Below are 20,370 nucleotides of genomic sequence, written 5' to 3'. Positions count from 1 at the left end.
AACGACGAAATCAGGCTCCGTACAGAGTCGACCCGTTTCGCGCGGGACGGGCCTTATTTGCAGGAAGGATTCAGCTGATCCGCGCGGGCGCGAAAGCTGCTGAGCTGCGGGCATATCCGATCGCTGCGACGACCGCGCCCGCCATCAGCGCGATGTCGGGGCCGAGGGTTGCGGCAAATCCGCCGGCCAACACGACGATCCCCGGGTGCATCGACCACAGCACGCCCGCGCCACGTCCGGGACCGGCCATCAGCCCCAGCGGGGCCGGACCCTTGTGCGCGTAGAGCAGTTGCCCACCGACGACGAGTGCCGCGATCGCCACGGCGTATGCCGCAGCCGACCCGCCGGACCCGGTCACGAATCCCACGATCGTCGCGACCACGACCTGCACCACGACCACCGGCGCCAGGTGCAGCACGGACTCGTGCAGCCAGCTGAGACCGAGGAGCGACTGGTCACCCGCCGCGGCTGCCTGACCCTGCAGCCCGCGGGTCAGTCCGGCCGCACCGATGTGCGTGAGCACGACCAGGATCGGCAACAGCAGCGGCGAGTTCGCGTGCTGCACGGCGTGCAGTCCGGCCAGGGCCACTGCCACGACTTCGAAGACGACCCAGCCGAGCGAGGACCAGCCGGTGCGCAGCAGGCCACTGACGTCTGCGAGTACCACGGTCAGATGCGGCCCGGCGACACGGATCCGCTCCGGCTTGTGCCGCAGTTTCAGCGAGAACGCCTGGGCACGGGCACGCCGCGTGTCGGACACCATCAGCGAGGACGTGACCGCCTCGGACAGCAACGACTGCGTCAGCAGCTTGTGCCCGGGCAACGCCTCGACGAGGGGCCAGCTCGCCATACCCGTCAACGGTGCGTCGCCACGCACCTGCCCGCGCAACCAGGACTGGACGATGAGGATGCCGCCGAGCAGGCCGAGCACGAGGCCGACCGCGAGCGCCACCGGTGCGCCGCCGGCCATCACGAAACCGATCGGGATCGCCGCGCCCAGGCACAGGCAGGAGGTGACGACCATCAGCTGGCTGCCCCACCACGCGTCGCGCAACGTCACCCGCCGGGGCAGGTCGGTGGCGACGACGAACTCGATGTGGCCCGGTTCCGGCAGCACCGGACCGCGAGCACCGCCCAGCTTGAAGGCCACTGCGGCCACGAGCAGCACGGCGACCACGGCGATGCCGGCCGAAGCGAACGGCTGCCGCTCCATCCAGTCCGCGATCTGCGGCCATTCCTCGAAGACATAGTGTGCGAGCACCGACCCGTAGACGGTGCCGACCAGACCCGCCAGGTAGGAACCGAACAGTGCGGAGGACAACGGGCCGCCATCGCCGCGGTAGCGCAATTCGTAGGCGTCCGAAAGGCGTTCACGTTCCTCCGGGGTCCCTCCGCGCGCCATCAGGCGCCCTGCGGGAAGTGGACGGTCCGGGTCGCGGTGGAGGTGGCCAGTTCCTTGTCGTGGCAGACCCACACCACCGAGCTGCCCGCGGCGACGCGCTCGCGCAGCACCTCTCCGAGCAGCGCCCGGCGCCCCTCGTCGAGACGCTGCTCCGGCTCGTCGAGCACCAGCAGCGCCGACGGGCGCAGCAACACCATCGCGAGTTCGACGAGTTGCCTTTGCCCGGAAGAGAGTTCGGCCAGGAAGCGGTTGCCGAAGCGGAGTATGTCGAGCCGATTGAGGACGGCTGCAATGCGCTCGCCGGCGCCGTCGCGGTCACCGCCCCAGGTCTGGTCGATCAGGATCAGGTGGTCGGCGACGGTCAGGTCGCGATAGCCCGCGACCGGGCCGATGAGCGGGGCGATGACCCCACGCGTGGCGCGATCGCGTTCGTCGATCGGCTGGCCGTCCAACGTCACGGTGCCGCTGGTCGGTGCCAGGTTGCCGGTCAGCACCCGCAGGAAGGTCGTCTTGCCGACGCCGTTCTGGCCGAGGATGGCGATGTTCTCGCCGGCCTTCACCGTCATCGAGGTCGGCGGCAGCATGATGACCTCACCCTGCACGCAGCTCACCTTGTCAACCTTGATCCGCTCGAATTTCGGTGCGGTCATGGTGCGTTCGCTCATGACAGCCACCCCACGTGGTTGTGCAGGAGCGCGTAGCCGACGAAGGCCACCGAGTCCAGGATCGTGTGGGTGATGATCAACGGTAGGACTCTCCTGGTGCGTAGATAGACGGTGCCGAGGATCAGCCCCATCACGATGTTGCCGGCGAAACCGCCGAAGCCTTGGTAGAGGTGGTAGCTGCCGCGGATGACGGCCGAACAGACGATCACGAGCGGCAGCGGCCAGCCGGCCTGGCTCCATCGGGTGAACAGGTAGCCGACCATGACCACCTCTTCCACGATCGCGTTCTGTGCCGCCGAGAGCAACAGGACGGGGGTGACCCACCAGTGACTGCCGAGATCGGCGGCGACCACGGTGGTGTTGAAGCCGAGGTCACGCGCCACGACATACAGGACGAGGCCGGGTATGCCGATCAGCGCGGCCAACCCCGCGCCCCACAGGAGGTCGCGGCCGGGGCGCGTCCGGTCGATGCCGAGGTAGCTGGTCGAATGACGGATCTCGCGTCCGAGCAGGTGTATGGCGAGCAGCGCCGGCACGATGCCGAGTGCGACGCCGACCAGTTGATAGGTCAGGTCGAGCCAGGAGACCGTGGCCTGCGAGTTGTTCAGGGAGGACGTCTGCTGGTTGAGCGCGACGTGCGACTGCAGGTCCCGGATGATCGACAGGATCGAATAGATCGCCGACGCGCCCAGGCTGAGCAGCAGCACCAGGCCGGTCTCGGTGACCAGGGTGCGCGGAGAGAGCTTCGTCTCCGGCACGGCGAGCGGGCCGCGCCACAGCGTGCGGAGTTCACGCGTCACGGCCGTCACCCGGCCATATAACCACCCGACCCTGGGCGGACGCAGGTGCGTCTGCCCAGGGTCGGGTGGTCGTAACTGTTCGGAGGACTACCGCTTGCGGTGGTCCCAGTGCTTGAAGCCGGCCGCCTTGGCGGCTTCCTCATCGGTGAACCAGACCTCCGCGACGGTCCGCTCGTAGTGCGGGCTGTCCTCGGTGTGGAAGAGCATCGAGTCGGCGTTGCCCTTGATCTTGTGCTGCTCCGTCGGTGCGCTGCCGTCCTCGCGGGGCGATGCGGCTCCGGCGCCGAACTGCTGCTGCATCGGATCCGATGCGGTGTCCTTCGCGGCCGCTGCACCGTCACCCGCGCCCGACGCTGCACTGCCGGAGTCGGCACCGCCGGAGGAGTCGCTCGCCGAGTCGATTGCCGCGGCGCCGGCGTCCGAGGTGCCCTCGGCGGAGGTCGCGTCGGCGGTGTGCCCGGTCGACGACGTGCCGGTCAGGCCGGTCACCGCCGGACCCGTGTGGCTGGTGCCGACGGTGTATGACGTGCCGCCGGCCGCCGAGTCCGATGCTGCCGAGTCGGATGCCGCCGAGGAACCGGCTGTCGATGCCGACCCGCCCGTGGCGGATCCGGTCGACGCCGAACCGGCCGCCTCGGCCGAGCCGGCGGCAGCGGTATCGCCCGCCGAGCCACCGACCGCGGCGCCGGACGCACCTGCTGCACCCGCTGCTGCTGCACCGCCCGCGCCGGCAGCGGAAGCCGTGCCGGAGCTGCCGGTCGTCTCCTGCGAACCGGACGGCGCCTTGCCACGCTTCTCCCGGTCCCAGTGGGCGAAGCCGGCTGCCGTTGCTGCAGCCTCGTCGCGGAACCAGACCTCGGGCTTCGTCGCGGCATACCGCGGGCTGTCCTCGGTGTGGAAGAGCATCGAGTCGGCGTTGCCCTTGATCGGGAATCCGGCCGGCGCGGAGCCGTCCGGATTCGCCGAGGCGGCACCGTCACCGAAGCGCTCGGCCATCGGGTCCTTGCCCGCTGCACCCGTGCCCGATGTCGCAGCGGTGTCCGTCTCGGCGGCCGACGTCTCACTGCCGTCGTGCGTCGCGGCCGACGACGAACCGACCACGGGAGCCGCGGCCGTGTCGGCCGAATCTGCCGTGTCGTGATCGCCAAGGGGCAGCTTGTCGTCCCCGGTGGACGTCGCGTCAGTGCCGGACGTCGCGTCAGTGCCGGATGCCTTGGTCGCGTTGTCACCGTCGCGCGATGCGGCGGCAGCTGCTGCGCCACCACCGACGACGGCGGCACCGCCCGCGGCAGCGGCGTATCCGGCGGCGTGGCCGCCGGTCGAGCCGTCGCCCGCACCGTCGCCGTCGGACGTCGGAGTCGGCGTGCTCGCCGAGTCAGTCGTCGAACCGGTCGTCGAACCAGTCGCCGATCCGGCAGCAGTGGAACCGGCCGAGCCGTCGAGATTGCCCGTCGCCCGCTCGGGGTCGTGGCTGTCGCTCCAGGCGTGCTCGGTGTCCGTGCCGGTCGCGCCGGCACCACCGTCAGTGCCCTCGGTGTCCTCCGGCGTGATGGTCCCGGCCGTCGGGTGCTGGACCGCCGTGCCTTGAATCTCGTTGTCGCTGTGGCGCGTTGCGGCTGCCGGGGTCTGGCCCGGCGCGTCCGCGGCACGCGCCGTCGGGTCGTCGTTCTCCGCGGCAACCCGATCGTCGCTGCCGGGGCCGCGCTCGTCGGCGGTGTCGGCGGCGGTCCCGGAGCTCAGGCCCGAGGCGGTTGTGTCGGTGTCGACGCCGCTGCCACTGCCGGTCGCGGTCGCGGACTCACCGGTCGGCGAGTGGGCGGCGTCGACGGCATCGTGCACGTCGGTGAATTCGTCGGATCCGTCGGCGGGCAGGCCGGAGTCGGTGCTCGCACCGTGCCTCGGCCCGCCGGCGAGTGGAACGGCGGTGGTGGGAGCGTCGTGCACGTCGGCGTCGGGGTCGGCCGCGTCGCCCGCCGCTGCGGTCTGTGCGGTCTGTGCGCTCGACGCGTCGCCCGCGCCGTGGTCGGCACCAGCATTCGTGGATCCGGTTGAGGTCTCGGTCGCCGAGCCCGTCGTCGCATCGTCCGCGCGGCCGTACTCCGTGCCGGCAGCACTCGCTGCACCGGCACCTGCCGCGCCGGCGGACCCGGCGGCCGCCGCACCCGATCCGGACGATCGGTCGGTCGTGGCTCCGGCACCGGCGGACCCGGTGCCGGAGGTTCCGGCAGTGCCGGAGTCCGTGCGAGTGTCAGGGGACGCGTGCCGGCCGACCTGTGTCTGCCGGTCGGCGGAGGCGCCCTGCGAGCTCCTCCCACGCATCAAGAACCAGATGATCAGCGCGATGATGATGATCGCAACAACGATCCAAATCCACACCATTTTGACCGACTCCCTTCATGGAGAACGTCGACGGATGTCGGCACCCGGACAGGGACACCGATCACCATTCCTCTCCTATCCCTCCCTAAGCTGGCCGCCGTGTCAACAGTCTTCCGCCACCCGCGCGTCGTCACCGGGAATGCCGATCAACCGGTCGTCACCGGAATTCTCGTCGAAAACGGCCGAATCTCAGCGATCGGCGACCCCGAGCAGCTCCTCGCCCAACAGCCCGCCGCCGACGTCGTCGATCTGCCCGGGGAGCTCGTGCTGCCCGGCATGCACGACGCGCACATCCACACCGCGGGCGTCGCGCGCTCGCTCGTCGCGGTCGACCTGAGAGGGGCGCGCTCCCTGCAGGAGGCCCTCGAGCTGGTCCGTGAGCACGCGGCGATCCTGCCCTCGGGCAGCTGGATCTTCGGTGGCCGTTGGGACAGCAACAAGTGGGCCGACCCGAAGCAACCGACCGCGGCGGATCTGGACAGCGTCAGCGGTGACCACCCGATCGCCCTGTCCAGCATCGACGGCCACACCATGTGGGCGAACTCCGAGGCCCTACGGCTCGCCGGCATCGACGCCCGGTGGCCGGACCCGCCCGGCGGTATGGCGGTGCGCGACGCGCACGGCAACCCCACCGGCATCCTGCGCGAGTCCGCGCAGGAGCCGATCGACGAGGTCGCCGCCGGGCCGGCTGCGGGCGACCTCGGCGAACTGCTGCTCGCAGCGCAGACCCTGTTGTTGTCGGTCGGTCTGACCACGGTGACCGACCTCAACGGCGAGGACGCCAGGGCGGCATACCTGGCGCTGCACCAGGCCGGCAAGCTGGCGATCCGCGTCGTCAAGGGCATCCCGATCGAAGCGCTGCAGACGGCGATCGCCGAAGGCCGTCATACGGGCGACGGCGACGAGTGGGTGCGGACCGGGCCGGTCAAGCTGTTCAGCGACGGCGCGCTCGGTTCGCGGACCTGTCACATGAGCCGCGGTTTCGCCGACGACACCACCAACCTCGGTATGGCGGTGATGACCCAGCAGCACCTGTATGACGCCGCGCACGCGGCCGTCACCGCCGGCATCGCCGTGGCGACGCACGCGATCGGCGATCAGGCGAACCACATCGTGCTGGACGTCTACGAGCAGATTCGCCGCGACACCGGCACCACCCTGCCGTTGAGCATCGAGCACACGCAGTACCTGCAACCCGGCGACGTGGCACGGCTGCGGCAATGGGACGTCACCGCCTCCATGCAGCCGACCCACTGCACCAGCGACATCGACCTGGTGCGGACGTTGCTGCCCTACCACGACCTGGTCGCGTACGGCTGGCGCAGCGTCCTCGACTCCGGCGCGGATCTGGCGTTCGGGTCCGACGCTCCGGTGGAGGAGGCGAATCCGTTCCACGGCATACACGCGGCGGTGACGCGGCAGCGCGCCGACAACACGCCCGAGGGCGGCTTCCAGCCCGCCGAGCGGGTGACGGTTGCCGAGGCGATCGCGGGCTACACGACCGGCCCGGCGAAGCTCACCGGATCCGCCGACCACAAGGGCACCCTGGCGCCCGGCATGCTCGCCGACTTCATCGCGGTCGACACCGACATCACCGACCCGGCGATCCTGGCCGACGAGCCGTTGCGCATCCGCGACACCCAGGTGCTGCAGACGTATGTCGGTGGCGAGCTCCGCTGGCAGCGCGACTGATTCAGCTTCCGCCATCCCCGGACGACGAAGCGCCTACTGTCGTCGGTTACTCGCCGTCGGAGCCACTTTTCGGCGAGTACCTGACGACAGTAGCGAGGTACGCCGGGCCGGCCGTCCGGCCGTCCAGGCGCAGGACCGGGTCAGCTCGCGTCCTGGATCCGCTGCCACGGCTGCGCCTGCTCGATCTGCAGGGCCAGCCGCAGCAGCAGGGACTCGGTGCCGTGGTTCGAGGAGAGCATGGCGCCGATCGGCAGGCCTTCGTCGGTCCGGCCGGACGGCACCGAGAGGGCGGGGCCGCCGGTCGCGTTGTGCAGCGGCGTGAACCCGGTGTAGTCGACCAGCCGGCCGAAGTGCTCCTCGGCGGACAGGTCCGGTGCGAAGTAGCCGAGCTTCGGTGTCGTGTGGGCCAGCACCGGGCTGAGGACCACATCCGGACCCTTGGCGAACGCAAGGCGCGACGCGGCCGACGACGCCAGCAACCGGCTGATGAAGACCGGCGCCTTCCAGAGCCGGGACCTGCCCTGCGCGGCCAGACCGAGGGTCAGCGGCTCGAGCTTGTCGCGGTCGAAGCCGGCACCGAACATCTTCGGGCCGGACCGTTCGACCGCCATCGCCAGGAACCGCCAGTAGTCGACGAAGTCGCTCTTGAAGAAGGACGGGATCGGCATCGAGTACGGCTCGACATGGTGGCCGAGCGTCTCCAACAGCCGGCCGAGCGCCTCGACCGATTCCCGGGTCGGCCCGTCGGTCGGTGGCGCGACCGGTGAGTCCAGCAGCAGACCGATCCGCAGCGGTCGGTCGATCGGCCGGTCGACACCCTCGATCGGTGCCAGCAGCCGGTTGCGGTGGACCCGCTGGGCCGCCAGATAGAAGTTCGCGACGTCGCGCACCGATCGGGCCAGGACCGAGTCGGTGACGACCCGGACCGGCATCGCCTCGCCGCCGTCGGTCAGCCGCAGCCGGCCACGGGTGGGTTTCAACCCGACGAGCCCGCAGACAGCGGCCGGGATCCGGATCGAGCCGCCGCCGTCGTTGCCGTGTGCGATCGGTACGACGCCGGAGGCGACCCAGGCCGCCGACCCGCCGGAGCTGCCGCCGCTGGAGTAGTCGAGGTGCCACGGGTTGTGCGTCTGCCCGGTCAACGTCTCGGTGGTGGCCGTCCAGCCGAACTCGGGCATGGTCGTCGTGCCGATCGGGATGATCCCGGTCGCGCGGAACTGCGCGGCGATCCGCCCGTCCTTCGGCAGCGGCTTGGCTGGTATGGCGGCCGAGCCCTCGGTCATCGGCATACCGCCGACCTTGATGTTGTCCTTGAAAGCGGCTGGTACGCCTGCGAATTCGGCGTCCCCAGGGTCCTGTGCGCGTTGGCGGGCACGGTCGAAGTCCGGGTGCCGGAGCGCGTGCAGCGACTCCTCGACCCGCTGGCTGCGTTCGATGGCCGCATCGACCGCCTCGGCGGCGCTGATCTCGCGATGGCGGATCCGCTCGGCGACGCCGGTCGCGTCGAGGTCACCCAACGCGTCGTCGGTGAATGCGTGGACTCTGGTGTTCGTGTCCTGTGTGGTCACCGACACCAAGTTACTACCGAGTCAACTAACTGGTAGGTCTTTGCTGCGCACGTCTCGCAGAGTGGTGCCGTGGCCTCGAGACGGGCGTGGTCTCGATACGGCCTCGCCCCTCGCCCTACTCGACCAGCGTGGGGCGCGGGACCTCGAGACGTCCGCTCGTGCCTCACGGACTCCTCGGCCACCTCAATGAGGGGCTCGGCCTACTCGACCCACGCATTGTGGCGCGGCTGCGGATCCGGCTTGGCTGTGACTCGCCGGATCCGCAACCGTGTCGTGGGTCGGCGACAGGGGAGGTCGCGACCCGACGGGTGACCGGGGCGCACCCCGGCCACCCGGCTGGTGGTGTCCGTCAGCCCTTCACCCACAGCTGCGACAGCGTCGGCATGCTGATCAGCGGGTTCATCTGGACGTCCTGGACGTTCTTGCCGAAGGTCGCCGTGTTCATCGAGTAGTAATCCGGCAGCGACGGCAGGTAGTCGGTCATCAGCTCCTTGTCGAGTGCTGCCCACTTCGGTGCCGCGGCAGCCGGTGACAACTGCTCGATGGCCTCCATCTGCTTGTTGACGGCGGCATTCTTGAACTGTCCGACGGACAGGCCGTTCGGTATGCCGGCACCGTTGAACAGCACCGGGTAGACCGAGTCACCGGTCGGCCAGTCGTAGCACCAACCGGGTGTGCCCTGACCCATGTTGACCGGAGCCGACGGGTCGGAGATCTTCTTCTCGAACTCGGCGGTGGAGACCGGGATGTCCTTGACCTTGAACCCGGCCGCCGTCAGCCCTTGCTTCTCGGCATTGTTCGCGGCGACCTTGGTCGGCTTGTCGCTCTCGTAGTAGTACGAGAGCTGGAAGCCGAGCTTGTGCGCGCTCTTCAGGATGGCCTTGGCCTTGGCCGGGTCACCGTTGCCCTGGCCGGTGGCGTACGGCAGCGGCGGGTACTTCTTGAAGCCCTGCAGGCTGGGCGCGGCATACGTCGTCGCCGGCTGGTAATTCAGGGTGGACAACCCGGCGGCCTTGCGCATCTCGTTGTACGGCCACGCGTAGCCGATCGCCTTGCGGATGTTCAGCGGGATCTTGCGCGAGTCCAGCTCGTCGAAGTATTCACACGAGGAGGACCCGAGCGCGAACTGGCTCTTCTGCGCGCCGGTCACCTTGCTGGTGAGTGACGAGTCGATCGCGTCGATGTTGATCGTGTTGGTGCCGGTTCCGCTGTTGGCCAGGATCCGCTGCTGCGAGGGCAGGTCGACGACCGAGAAGTTGATCTGGATGGTGTTCGGGTAGGCGTTGCGCACCGGGTCGGTCTTCGGGTCCCAGTTGGTGTTGCGCGTCAGCACCATCTTCTGGCCGATGTTGTAACTGGACACCTTGTAGGGGCCGGTCGTCAGCGGCTTCTTCTGGTAATTGGTCTTGGTGTCGGCACTCTGCGGAATGGGGCTGAATTCCGGGAACGACGCGAAATAGTTGAACGACGGAAGTTTCTTGGTCAGGTGGAAGACCAGGGTGTCGTTGCCCTTCGTGGTGACGCCCGGGAATTTCGCGTTCGGCTGCTTGAACGGGCCCTTGTAGGTGCTCCCGCCCTTCAGATACTGCATCTGGTAATTCGTGCCGTTGGCGGCGACGCTCTCGGTCGCGAACGACCGCTTGATGGCGTAGACGAAGTCGGCGAGCTTGACCGGCTGACCGTTGGAGTACTTCAGTCCGGGCTTGATCTTGAACGTCCAGGTCAGGCCGTCCGCCGACGGGGTCCCCACATTGGTGGCCATGTCGGGCACCAGCACGGGCTTGCCGTTGACGACCTTGTACTGCGTCAGGGTGCGGTACAGGTATTGCGTCGCGTAGGCGTTCGAATCGATGTAGTAGATGCCCGAGGGGTCCATCGTCGGCGGGTTCGACCCGTCGTCGATGTAGAGCGTGCCGCCCTTCTTCGCACCGGCAACGGCCGGGGCCGGACCCTTGAGGTTCGGGTCGGTGGCTGCTTGGGCCGCCTTGGTCTGAGCCGCCGCCGCGGTGTTGTTCCCGCCCCCGCTTCCGCTGCCCTTGCCGGATGGCGAGCCGCTGCCGCAGGCAGCCAATGACAAGGACGTGGCACCCGCGGCCGTCAACACGACCAACTTCGTCCAGCGCATGGTGATTCTCCTTCATTCGTCACTTCCTGGGTTTGCCAGGAAGAGCCGATTCATCACTCCTTTGTGCTGCTGCGCCCCCCGGAACTGCTGTTCAGCATCACAACGCGATCAGTGCTTTGGACTGGTGTCAGGCAGCGTCATCAGGATGTGTGAACCCACTGCCGGGAAAAGTATCCCCGTGTGATGTGGGTCTCCCGAGCGTTTCCTGCATGCTTCCGGTTCGATGCGAAGTCGTGACGCTGACGCACTTGCGCCGATGGGCGGGAAGGTTTAACGCCTGTCCAGTCGCGTTCGCGGCGCATCGGCCGCGGCGAACGGGGTGCTCAGCCGGTGACGGCTTCGGCGTCCGGCTCGGTCACGAGCCGGTTGCCGCGGTGCTCGGCGAGCACGGATTCCCAAGTGTGCACTCGCTTTTCGTATGCCGGGACACGGGCGAGCCCGTCGTGCTCGATCGCGGCCGAGAGCCAGCCGAGCAGCTCCGGCTGCACGCCGTCGACGAACCGGCGCACCTCGTCCGCCGGCAACGACAACACCCGTCGGCAGAGTCGTGCGTTGGGCACGAACCGGCGTTCGGCGGCGATCTCGAGCAGATCGGCCGCACCGTCGATGGCCGCTTCGTTGAGGACCGACTCGATCTGCGGACAGTCCGCGAACCCGGCCGCGTCGACGACATACAGATGACGGACCTCGGCGACGCCGGCCTCCGTCAGGCAGCGATCCATCGCCCGCTCGTGGTTGCCGGTCACCCGGATGTCGTCGAGCGCGAGGACGACCGCGCCGGTGATGTCGCGCTCGGGGGTCAGGTCGCCGGCACCGATCGAGGCGCGCCGGTCCTCGGGCGTCATCCGCGAGTAGTCACCGTTGCTGACACCGCGCCGGGTGATCCGGAACGTGCCGACCTCCAGGTCGGGACGCAGCAACTGCAGGTGTTGCACGAACGGGATCAGCAGGCTGTATGCCGCGGGCGGCACCAGCGCGAACGCGGACGTCGTGACGAGCACCGGTCGCTCGTCGAGCCGGCGCGCGGCCAGCGCCGCCAGCGCGACTGCGAAGCGACGGGCCGTCGCGGCGTCGCCGTGCTTGAACCGGGAGTAGCTGCGCGCGTCGACGAGCGCCGCCTGCGGCAGGCCGTCCGCGGAGGCCAGCTTGGTCAGGCAGATCCGCTTCTTACTCATCGACTCGTTCCTTCCGGTGCACCCTGGGAGCGGAGGTCGGACTCGGCGAGCAGCGCGGCGGTTCCCGCCGGGTAGCCGGCGAGGAATCGGTCACCGGTCGCCTCGGCGTCGGCGCGGAAGCGCTGCACCAGGTCGGCCGGGCAGGCCGCCAGGAAGTCGGCGATGTCCGGGTCGGCGAGCAGTCGTTTGAGGAAGCGGATCGTCGGCACGAAGTCGCCGCGCCGCACACTGGGCAGCATGTCGTGGACCGACCGGACCTCGGCATGGTTGAGGGCCGATTCGACGCTCGGGTCCGCGGCCAGTTGCTCGTCGCAGGTGGCGACGTATGCCGTGACGATCCGCCCAACACCGTTGTCCTGCAACAGGTCCACCATGACCTGCTCGGCGAGTCCGGTCACCCGCACGTCGTCGACGACGATCGCAACTGCATCACGCACCGGCTCGGTGAGCCGGAAACCGATGCTTGCCAGGTCGTTTCGGCGGTCCTGCTCTGACGACGCGGCGTAGTCGATGTGCGTCACCGAGTCCTTGTGCACGTGCATCACCCGGGCAGCGGGGAGACCCGTGCGCAGCGCGTTCACCCGGTCGGCGATCCGGTCGGCGAGGTACCGGCAGGCGGGCGGTGCCACCAGGTAGGCGACGGGCAGGATCAGCGGTCGCGAATCGGTCGGCAGCTCGGGACACCGCGCGATCAGCACGTCGGCGACCTCGTCGGCGAGCTGCTGCAGCGCCGGCAGGTCGCCGTGCTTCATCAGTGAATAGGTCCGGGTGTCGAACGGCGCACCGCTCCGCCCGTCGATCGGCCGCTCCGCCGTGCCGGTCAGCGGGTGCGCCACCACCTGGATGACCGGTGCGCTCATCGCAGTTGCTCCAGCACCGCCAACGTCGAGCCGCCGTCCGGCTGCACCAGCGCTGCCGTCATACCTGCGGCGCGGGCGCCGGCGACGTCGGCGTCCGGGTTGTCACCGACGTGCAGCACCTCACCGGCGGGTATGCCGAGCAGGTCACTCGCCGCCGCGAACATCCGAGGGTGCGGCTTGGCGACGCCGAGCTCGTTGGAGAAGACACCGGGCACCGCACCGAACCCCGCCAGTGCCAACAGTTTTCGCATCAGGTCACCGGGCAGCATCCCGGTGTTGCTGGTCAACACCACCGGCACCGGAAGCGCGGACACGGCTGCCGGAAGTTCCACGTGCAACGGTCGCGGCGGGTGTGCGAGCGCCAGTGCTTCCTGCGCGGCATACAGCTCCGGGAGCCGGGCGACGACGCCGTCCGTGGGCAGGTCGAGCGCGGTCAGCGTCGCCTCGATCCGGCCGCCGAAACCGATGTCGATGCCGTCGCGCACGCAGACGTCGTCGACGTCGCGGTCCGCCTGGCGCATGGCCGCGTCGAACGTGTCGCCGGACACGTCCGGTGCGACGGCAGCGCGCAGCATCTCGTTGCGGGCAGGCTTGAACGCCGGGTCACTGCCGAGCAGGGTGCCCCAGATGTCGAGGCTGACCCCGCCCGGCCGTGTCTGCCGTGTCATACCGGATGGGAGTGGGGTGGGTCAGAGGACGCTCAGGGCGAGCGGCTCGAGGTCCCGGGCGGTGCGGCCGTTGCCGGGCGCGCCGATGGCGGTGAACGTCCAGCCGGCCGGGGTGCGCGAGACGCGCGCCATCACCAGCGCGGTGTGCGTGCCGGAGCCGGTCAGTTGGAAACGCGCGAGCTCGGCGTCCCGGGCCATCGAGTCGACGACGCGCACGAAGGCGTTGTCGATCTCGGTGAAGTTCTCACCGCTGTAGGAGTTGACGACGAACACGATGTGCTCGACGGACCCGTGCACCGCACCGAGGTCGACGATGATCGACTCGTCGTCCCCGTCGCCCTCACCGGTCAGGTTGTCTCCGGTGTGCTGAATGGCGCCGTCGCTCGAGCGCAGCTTGCCGAAGTAGACGGTGTCGAGAACCCGGCCGCCACTGATGACAAGGGCGGAGGCATCCAGATCGATGTCGCGCTGCACCTGCTTGCTGCCGCCGAAGAGGGTCTTCTTGGTGACGACCTTGGCGTCCCAGCCCAGGCCCATCCGGACCCGGCTGAGGTTGCCACCGTCCTGCTTGCGCAGGTCGACGGTCTGGCCCTTGGAAAGCGAGATGCTCACAACTTTGCTCCTTCGATCTCCGCGTCGGCCCCCTCGGCCGCCGCGTCACGTTTGTTGGCCAGGACCGAGCTGGCCCAGGCCGCGAGGATGAAGGCGATGCCGACACCACCGATGACGAACTCGCCCAGGTCGTACCGGATGCTGATGACGAGCATGACTGCGAGCGCCCCGATCGCCCAGTGGGCGCCGTTCTCCAGGAACCGGTATTCGGCGAGGGTGCCGTTGCGGACCAGGAAGATGGTCATCGACCGGACGTACATGGCGCCGACGCCGAGGCCCATCATGATGATGATCGGGTCGGGCGTGATCGCGAAGGCACCGATGACGCCGTCGAACGAGAACGTCGCGTCGAGCACCTCGAGGAAGAGGAACATCGAGAAGGCGGCCTTGCCGGCCAGCAGTACCTTCTGGCCGGTCGAGGAGTGCGCGTCGGCCTCCTCGAACTCGTGGTCCTTGGCGGCTTCGCGGTCTTCCATCATCGTGGACAGGCCGCTCACCGCGAGGTAGCCGACGATGCCGAGCAGACCGGAGAAGAGCACGATCGAGCGCATCTGCACGGCCGTGTGCACGTGCGTCTCGTGGACCAGCGTCTCGCTGGCGACCAGCAGGAAGATGCCGGCGATGACGACCGAGAGCACATCGAGCTTGCCGAGCTTCTGCAGCGGCTTCTCGATCCAGGTCAGCCAGCTGATCTCGCGCTCCTCGTCGAACATGAAGTCCAGGAAGAGCAGCAGCAGGAACATGCCACCGAAGGCCGCGATGGCGGGGTGTGCCTCGGTGAGGATGTAGCCGTAGGTGCCCGGCGTGTGCGGGTCACCCTTCTCCAGCGCCAACTGCAGGGCGTGCCACGGGCTGATCGAGCCGGACAGGCAGACGATCACGAACGGGAAGACCAGCCGCATGCCGAAGACGGCGACGATGACACCGACGGTCAGGAAGATGTCCTGCCAGAAGTGGTTGAGCCGGTCGAGGTACTTGGCGTTGACCGCCGCGTTGTCGAACGAGAACACGATCTCGACGACGATCAGGATCGCGGTCAGCCCGACACCGGTCCAGTTGTTGTAGAGGAAGGCGACCACGAGCACAGCGGCCGTGATGATGAAGTCGATCCGGAAATGCTTCAGGGCTTGCAACAGGTGCTCTTCTCGGCGTGACGGGACGGGAACGGTTGCCAGTATGACGGCCGCAACCGGTGAGCGGTTTCACCGCACAGGCAACGACGGGCCACGACCGAGGGTTCCCGGTCGTGGCCCGTCGGGCGGTGGAACTTCGTGGGGTTACCTAGCCGACCTGCAGGCCGAACTGGGTGATGACGCTCGCGAGACCGCCGGCGAAGCCTTGCGCGATGGCACGGAACTTCCACTCCCCGCTGTTGCGGTAGAGCTCGCCGAAGATCAGCGCGGTCTCGGTCGAGGCGTCCTCACCGAGGTCGAACCGCACACCCTTGTCGGTGTTGTGCGGGTCGTCGGCGTCGTAGACACGGATGTAGGCGTCGGCGACCTGGCCGAAGTTCTGGCCGCGCGCGTCGGCCTGGTCGATCGAGGCGACCACGACGATGCGCTGCACGTCGGCCGACACCTGGTTGAGCGAGACGATGATCTGCTCGTCGTCACCCTCGCCCTCGCCGGTGCGGTTGTCACCCTGGTGCTGCACGGCGCCGTTGTCGCCGGTCAGGTTGTTGTAGAAGACGAAGTCGGCGTCACCGCGCACCTTGCCGGTGTCGGCCAGCAGCAGCACCGACGCGTCGAGGTCGAACGGTGCACCGTCGGTCGTCCGCGGGTCCCACCCCAGGCCGACCACGGCGTTCGTCATACCCGGTGCGGCCTTCGCCAACGAGATGTTGCCGCCCTTGCTGAGGCTCACAGCCATCGTGAGGTTCCTTTCTTGTCGTACTTCTGAAGTTGAATCTGAACAAACACAGCGAGCTTGGGCTGTGCGGGAAGGCAGCAGCTTGCTGATGCCTTCCCAGCGCAGGACAAGCCTTCTGGTTCGGGCTCGTCATACGAGCGGGGTGTAGGGGTCGCGCCAGGAGATCTCCCGATAACCGTATGCCGAGCAGACCTGCTGCAAGGTGCCGGAATAGGGATCGTGCTCCGCGCGCAGGACCAGGCGACCCTCGACGACGTGCGCGGTCAGCAGCGCCTGGGCGCCGAGCGTCGGACCGGCCACGAGGGGGAGTTCGAACCGGGAGTCGCCATACGTGGTGAGGGTGACGGTGCCGCCCGGCAATTGTTTGGACGGACGCGTGGGCACCGCGAAGAGCAACAGGCGATGTATGTCGGTGATGCGGCGCAGGTTGACCGCCACACCGCTCGAGGTCGCCCGGAAGATCGGTCGGCGTGGATCCGGGCCCTGCTGGGAAAGCCCTGGCAGCACGAGGGATTCGCGGGTGTCGCTCGTCTCGAAGACGATGCCGAGCACCACCTCCGACGGGTTCGGGACCGCGACCTTGGCTTCCAGTGCCCCGGCGGCCGACTGCATCCGGGTCAGTTCGACGACCGGCTCGTGCTCGGTCATCAGCCGACGCTCACCGGCTCGGATCCCGGGCAGTCCCAGCTCGTGGTCGGCGATGCGCCGGTGCCCGCCCGGCGACGTCTGCACCGCGACCGGCGCACCCGACGGTGCGTCCAGCGACAATGACGTCGAGCCGTTCGGCCCGGCCGGTGGCGCGCTCGTCGGCGTCGGCGTCGGCGGCTCGTCGGCGAAGAGGCTCAGCGAGGTACCGCCCGAAGGCGTCGAGGGCGCGGGTTCGCTGCTGCCGAGGTCCAGCGACGAAATCGTCTCCGAAGCGGGTTGAGTAGGACGGGGGAGCGCAGCGGAGGAGTCCGTATCGAAACCGCCCAGATCGAGAGACGAACTGGTCGCAGACTCCGAGGACGGCGCGCTGAGGTCGAGCGCATCGCCAGGTCTCGATACACCTGGTCTCGATACACCTCCTCCGCTGCGCTCCCCCGGCACTCGACCCGCCGCCCCGCTGCGCTCCTCCGGCACTCGACCCGCTTCGGCCTGCCGTCGCCTGGCGCGCAGGAAGGGCAGGTCGGTTCGCTGTGTCATAGCGGAACGCCGTATTCCTTGGCCACGCCGGCGAGTCCGGACGAGTAACCCATCCCGAGCACGCGCAGCTTCCACTCACCGCCGTGCCGGTAGAGTTCGGCCAGCTTCAGCGCGCTCTCGGTGGAGAGGTCACCCGCCAGATCGACGGAGGAGATGATCGATGCGCCGCCGTCCAGGTTGAGCAGCCGGACGATGAGGCTGCGCAGCTGTCCGATGCTGCGGCTGCTCCCGCTGCCCTCGGAGAGGTAGAGGACGAAGACGACCTTGGCGACCTCGTCGGGCACGCCGCCGAGTTCGACCTCGACCTGCGCGTCGTCGGTGCCGAGCGCCTCCTCGAGTTGGGCGGTCGACAGGTCAGCCGAGACGAGTTGGTTGAAGTGGACGACGTGCTGCGGGGAGAGCACCTGTCCGTCGGCGCCGACCAGCAGGGTCAGCAGCGTGAGGTTGTCGTCGAGCACGCGCTCCCCGCCGGAGTCCCAGTCGACCCCGAACACCACACCCGTCAGGTTGGGCAACTCGCGCTGCAACGCGATGTTGGCACCCTTGGCCATCGGGCTCACGATCCGTACCTCTCCATTCCGAGCTTCACCCACCGACGTTCGTTCCGCACGATCGTCGTCACTTCATCACAGGTCCAGGTCGGACTCGCCGAACTTGTCCTCCAGGAACCGCCCGTGGACCTGCAACGCCTGCATGTCCCGGGCCCGACTCGCCTCGGCCAACTGCTCCACGCTGCGCCGCAACGTGGTGAGCTGCTCCACCAGCGAATCGGTGGCGGTCTCGATACGTCCTCCCCCGCTTCGCTCCTCCGGACTACTCGACCCACCGGCTCCGGCTCGCACGGCACCGACATACGCCCGGATCGACCCCGGTAGATAGTCGGTCAGCGTGCCGTTGATCGCGACGCGTACGCCGATGTCGAGCCGGTCCGCCTCCCCGGAGGTGAGCACCTCGCGCACGGTGTCGGTGACCGCCCGGGCGAGCACGACACCGATCGTCGGCAACTCACCGGCGCTGCTGTTGATCTCCAGGATCAGCGACTGGTTCTTGCGCAACAGCGCCTGCACCGAGTCACCGGAGCTGTCGGTCACCGCCTGCGTCGCGGACTGCAGCCGATGCTCGGTCTGGGCGCGCAGCCGCCCGGAGGATCCTTCCGGGTCGAACAGTCGTGACAGTAAACCCACGGATCGTGACCCTACTGCTTGTTCTGACCGCCGGGCAGTTGCTGGTTGCCGCCGGTCGGCTGGAAGGTCGCCGCCGTCGTGGCGTCGATGCCCTGCGAACGCATGGACCGCTCGAGGTAGGGCTTGGCGCGCTGCACCTGACCCTCCAGAGCGCCGATCGTCTGCGACATCGAGACCGTCGCGTCGGAGCGGAACTTGTCGATGGCGTCCATGGTGGCGAAGACGTTGTCGAACGCCGCCTGCAGCTTGTCGATCTCGATCGTGCTGCTGGCCGCCTGCTGGTTGATGTCGGCGCCCTGCGTGCGCAACTGCTGCGACGTCTGCTCGATGAGGTTGGACGTCGTGGTGTTGAGCGCGGTGATCTGGTCGAGCACGATCTTCTGCTGGGCGAGCGCCTGGCTGACGATCACCGCCGTGCGCAGCGCGGCGACGGTCGTCGTCTGCGCGCGGTCGACACCGCGGATGAGCTCCTGGTTGTTCTTGCGGACCAGGTCGAGGGCGAGGTAACCCTGCACCGACACCGCCATCTGGGTCATGATGTCCTGCCGCCGCTGGCGCACCGCGAAGAGCACGTCGGACTTCATGATGTCGGAGTCCTCGGTGCGGCCGGCCGCCGACAGCTCGGCGATCTTGCCCTCGACCGCGGAGTCCAATGCCGTTGCGAGCTGGTTGTATTCGCCCAGCTTCTGCATCGACTGCCACATGTTGTTGCGCTCGACCTCGATGGAGGCGTTGTCCTTGCGCAGCTCGTCCTGACCGGCGGCCAGCGATCGGATGATCGCGTCCAGGTGGCTCTGCGCCGACTGGTACTTCATGAAGTAGTTCTCGATCTTGTTCCCGCCCGGCAGGAACTTCAGGATCTTCTTGGCGCCCTTGAGGTCGGCCCGGTTGGGGTCCAGGTCGGTGATCGTGCGGCGCAGGTCGATCAGCGTGCCACCGACCTTGGACTGTGCGGAGTCCTTGCCGGCCTGCGCGGCCGGGCGCTGCAGCATGCGGTTGGAGACGTCGGAGGTACGCCGGATCTCGCTGTCACCCATGTTGACGATCGAGTTGACCTTGTCGGTGAACGCCGGGGCCTTCATGTCCATCGCGGTCAGCTCGTTGACGAACGCCTGGGCCTTCTTGTCCAGCTCGGTCTGCGCCTCGGGCGCGACCGGGACGGCCTGCACGGCCTGCTGCTCCTGGATCATCGGGACGGCGTCGGGCGCCTGCAGCACGAGATCGGTCGACCCCGGGGCCGGTGCCGGAGGCAGGTTGGGAGCCGGTGCCGGTGCGGTCTGCTGCTGGGGAGCTGCCTGCTGCTGTTGCGGCGGCGCAGGCTGCTGCTGTGGTGCCGGTGCGGCCGGCTGCTGCCCACCGTTGTTCTGCTGGAACTGGTCACCGAGCCCACCGCTCAGATCGAGGTTGGACATGTTGCAAGCCTCCTAGCTGCCGCGGTGCGTCCGCGGACCCCCGAGTTTGTTTCTCTCACCTTATGTATCAGCGCGGAACATCGACACCCCGCGCACGTCATACGACCGCGGAAGGCACCGCGACGTTCCATGGTGAGCCAACGAACGAGGTCGCGGGACGATTCCGGCGGCAGCGCGGAGCCATAGAGTTCGCAGGTGACTTCTTTGCGGATCGCCTTCATCATCGGCAGCACCCGCCCGGACCGGGTCGGGCCGACGATCGCGGAGTGGGCCTTCGGCCACGCGAAGGAGCGGGGCGATGCGTCGTACGACCTGATCGACCTGGCGCACGTCGGCCTGCCACTGCTCGACGAGCCCGAACCGGCCGCCGCGCAGCACTATCGGCACGACCACACCAAGCGCTGGTCACGGCTGATCGACTCGTATGACGGCTTCGTCTTCGTCGCCCCGGAGTACAACCGCGGCGTCTCGGCGGCGCTGAAGAACGCCATCGACTTCCTCTACGCGGAATGGAACGACAAGGCCGCCGGGCTGATCTGTTACGGCTCGAGCGGCGGGCTGCGGGCCGGTGAACAACTGAAGTCCACGCTCGGCGAGGTGCAGATCGCGACCGTGCGCGCGCAGGTGTCGCTGTCGATCTACGACGACATGACCGACTTCGTGCAGCTCACGCCGCGGGACTACCAGCCGGCCAACCTGAACGCCATGCTCGACGCGCTGCTGCGCTGGGCGGCCGCGATGCGTGCGCTGCGCGGCGGGCTCGTCGGGCCCTGA

Annotated in this window: 18 protein-coding genes; 2 read left to right on the top strand and 16 right to left on the bottom strand. The window is 68.5% G+C overall.

Going from position 1 to position 20,370, the window contains the following annotated elements; all coding sequences use genetic code 11:
* Nucleotides 1–70: 70 nt before the first annotated feature.
* The 4 genes from ACZ50J_RS00895 to ACZ50J_RS00880 form a co-directional block, all read right to left on the bottom strand.
* Nucleotides 71–1,402 carry a hypothetical protein gene (locus ACZ50J_RS00895; protein ID WP_464299404.1) on the bottom strand — a complete coding sequence of 444 codons (1,332 nt, stop codon included), beginning with the start codon at nt 1,400–1,402 and terminating at the stop codon, nt 71–73.
* Entirely contained in the window at nt 1,402–2,067 is a 666-nt protein-coding gene (locus ACZ50J_RS00890) for an ABC transporter ATP-binding protein (protein ID WP_464299403.1), read from the bottom strand. Before ACZ50J_RS00890 ends, ACZ50J_RS00895 begins: the two co-directional genes overlap by 1 nt.
* Nucleotides 2,064–2,867 carry a CPBP family intramembrane glutamic endopeptidase gene (locus ACZ50J_RS00885; protein ID WP_464299402.1) on the bottom strand — a complete coding sequence of 268 codons (804 nt, stop codon included), beginning with the start codon at nt 2,865–2,867 and terminating at the stop codon, nt 2,064–2,066. The genes ACZ50J_RS00890 and ACZ50J_RS00885 overlap by 4 nt, the downstream gene beginning before the upstream one ends.
* Nucleotides 2,868–2,954: 87 nt before the next feature.
* Nucleotides 2,955–5,246, bottom strand: a complete 2,292-nt coding sequence (locus ACZ50J_RS00880) for a sunset domain-containing protein (protein WP_464299401.1) — start codon at nt 5,244–5,246, stop codon at nt 2,955–2,957.
* 99 nt (nt 5,247–5,345) lie between these two features.
* Here ACZ50J_RS00880 and ACZ50J_RS00875 point away from each other — a divergent pair, with 99 nt between their 5' ends.
* Nucleotides 5,346–6,938, top strand: coding sequence for an amidohydrolase (locus ACZ50J_RS00875; RefSeq protein WP_464299400.1), 1,593 nt, complete (start codon nt 5,346–5,348; stop codon nt 6,936–6,938).
* Nucleotides 6,939–7,078: 140 nt separating this feature from the next.
* On the opposite strand, the gene ACZ50J_RS00870 is transcribed toward ACZ50J_RS00875, so the two are convergent.
* The 12 genes from ACZ50J_RS00870 to ACZ50J_RS00815 form a co-directional block, all read right to left on the bottom strand.
* The gene (locus ACZ50J_RS00870; RefSeq protein WP_464299399.1) at nt 7,079–8,506 is read right to left on the bottom strand and encodes an amidase; all 1,428 of its coding nucleotides are present in this window, start codon (nt 8,504–8,506) and stop codon (nt 7,079–7,081) included.
* Nucleotides 8,507–8,855: 349 nt separating this feature from the next.
* Nucleotides 8,856–10,631, bottom strand: coding sequence for an ABC transporter substrate-binding protein (locus tag ACZ50J_RS00865; RefSeq protein ID WP_464299398.1), 1,776 nt, complete (start codon nt 10,629–10,631; stop codon nt 8,856–8,858).
* A gap of 323 nt (nt 10,632–10,954) precedes the next feature.
* The gene (locus ACZ50J_RS00860) at nt 10,955–11,806 is read right to left on the bottom strand and encodes a phosphoribosyltransferase family protein (protein ID WP_464299397.1); all 852 of its coding nucleotides are present in this window, start codon (nt 11,804–11,806) and stop codon (nt 10,955–10,957) included.
* Nucleotides 11,803–12,666: a phosphoribosyltransferase family protein gene (locus tag ACZ50J_RS00855; RefSeq protein ID WP_464299396.1), complete on the bottom strand. Its 864-nt coding sequence runs from the start codon at nt 12,664–12,666 to the stop codon at nt 11,803–11,805. Before ACZ50J_RS00855 ends, ACZ50J_RS00860 begins: the two co-directional genes overlap by 4 nt.
* On the bottom strand, nt 12,663–13,334 hold the full coding sequence (locus tag ACZ50J_RS00850; RefSeq protein ID WP_464299395.1) for an HAD family hydrolase: 672 nt from the start codon (nt 13,332–13,334) through the stop codon (nt 12,663–12,665). Before ACZ50J_RS00850 ends, ACZ50J_RS00855 begins: the two co-directional genes overlap by 4 nt.
* A 21-nt stretch (nt 13,335–13,355) precedes the next feature.
* Entirely contained in the window at nt 13,356–13,946 is a 591-nt protein-coding gene (locus ACZ50J_RS00845; protein ID WP_464299394.1) for a TerD family protein, read from the bottom strand.
* Nucleotides 13,943–15,079 (bottom strand): DUF475 domain-containing protein, encoded by a 1,137-nt coding sequence (locus ACZ50J_RS00840; RefSeq protein ID WP_464299393.1) that lies wholly within the window; start codon nt 15,077–15,079, stop codon nt 13,943–13,945. The genes ACZ50J_RS00845 and ACZ50J_RS00840 overlap by 4 nt, the downstream gene beginning before the upstream one ends.
* 148 nt (nt 15,080–15,227) lie before the next feature.
* Entirely contained in the window at nt 15,228–15,815 is a 588-nt protein-coding gene (locus ACZ50J_RS00835) for a TerD family protein (RefSeq protein WP_464299392.1), read from the bottom strand.
* Between the two features lie 129 nt (nt 15,816–15,944).
* Entirely contained in the window at nt 15,945–17,000 is a 1,056-nt protein-coding gene (locus ACZ50J_RS00830) for a hypothetical protein (RefSeq protein WP_464299391.1), read from the bottom strand.
* Nucleotides 16,997–17,551 (bottom strand): TerD family protein, encoded by a 555-nt coding sequence (locus ACZ50J_RS00825; protein WP_464301386.1) that lies wholly within the window; start codon nt 17,549–17,551, stop codon nt 16,997–16,999. The genes ACZ50J_RS00830 and ACZ50J_RS00825 overlap by 4 nt, the downstream gene beginning before the upstream one ends.
* A 75-nt stretch (nt 17,552–17,626) precedes the next feature.
* Complete coding sequence (locus ACZ50J_RS00820) at nt 17,627–18,184, bottom strand: hypothetical protein (protein ID WP_464299390.1); 558 nt, start codon at nt 18,182–18,184, stop codon at nt 17,627–17,629.
* Between the two features lie 11 nt (nt 18,185–18,195).
* Nucleotides 18,196–19,596 (bottom strand): toxic anion resistance protein, encoded by a 1,401-nt coding sequence (locus tag ACZ50J_RS00815; protein ID WP_464299389.1) that lies wholly within the window; start codon nt 19,594–19,596, stop codon nt 18,196–18,198.
* A gap of 195 nt (nt 19,597–19,791) precedes the next feature.
* On the opposite strand from ACZ50J_RS00815, the gene ACZ50J_RS00810 reads away from it, so the two are divergent.
* Nucleotides 19,792–20,370 carry an NADPH-dependent FMN reductase gene (locus ACZ50J_RS00810; RefSeq protein ID WP_464299388.1) on the top strand — a complete coding sequence of 193 codons (579 nt, stop codon included), beginning with the start codon at nt 19,792–19,794 and terminating at the stop codon, nt 20,368–20,370.

This window comes from Flexivirga sp. G2, assembly GCF_055397625.1.
This window is presented reverse-complemented; position numbering and strand designations above follow the sequence as displayed.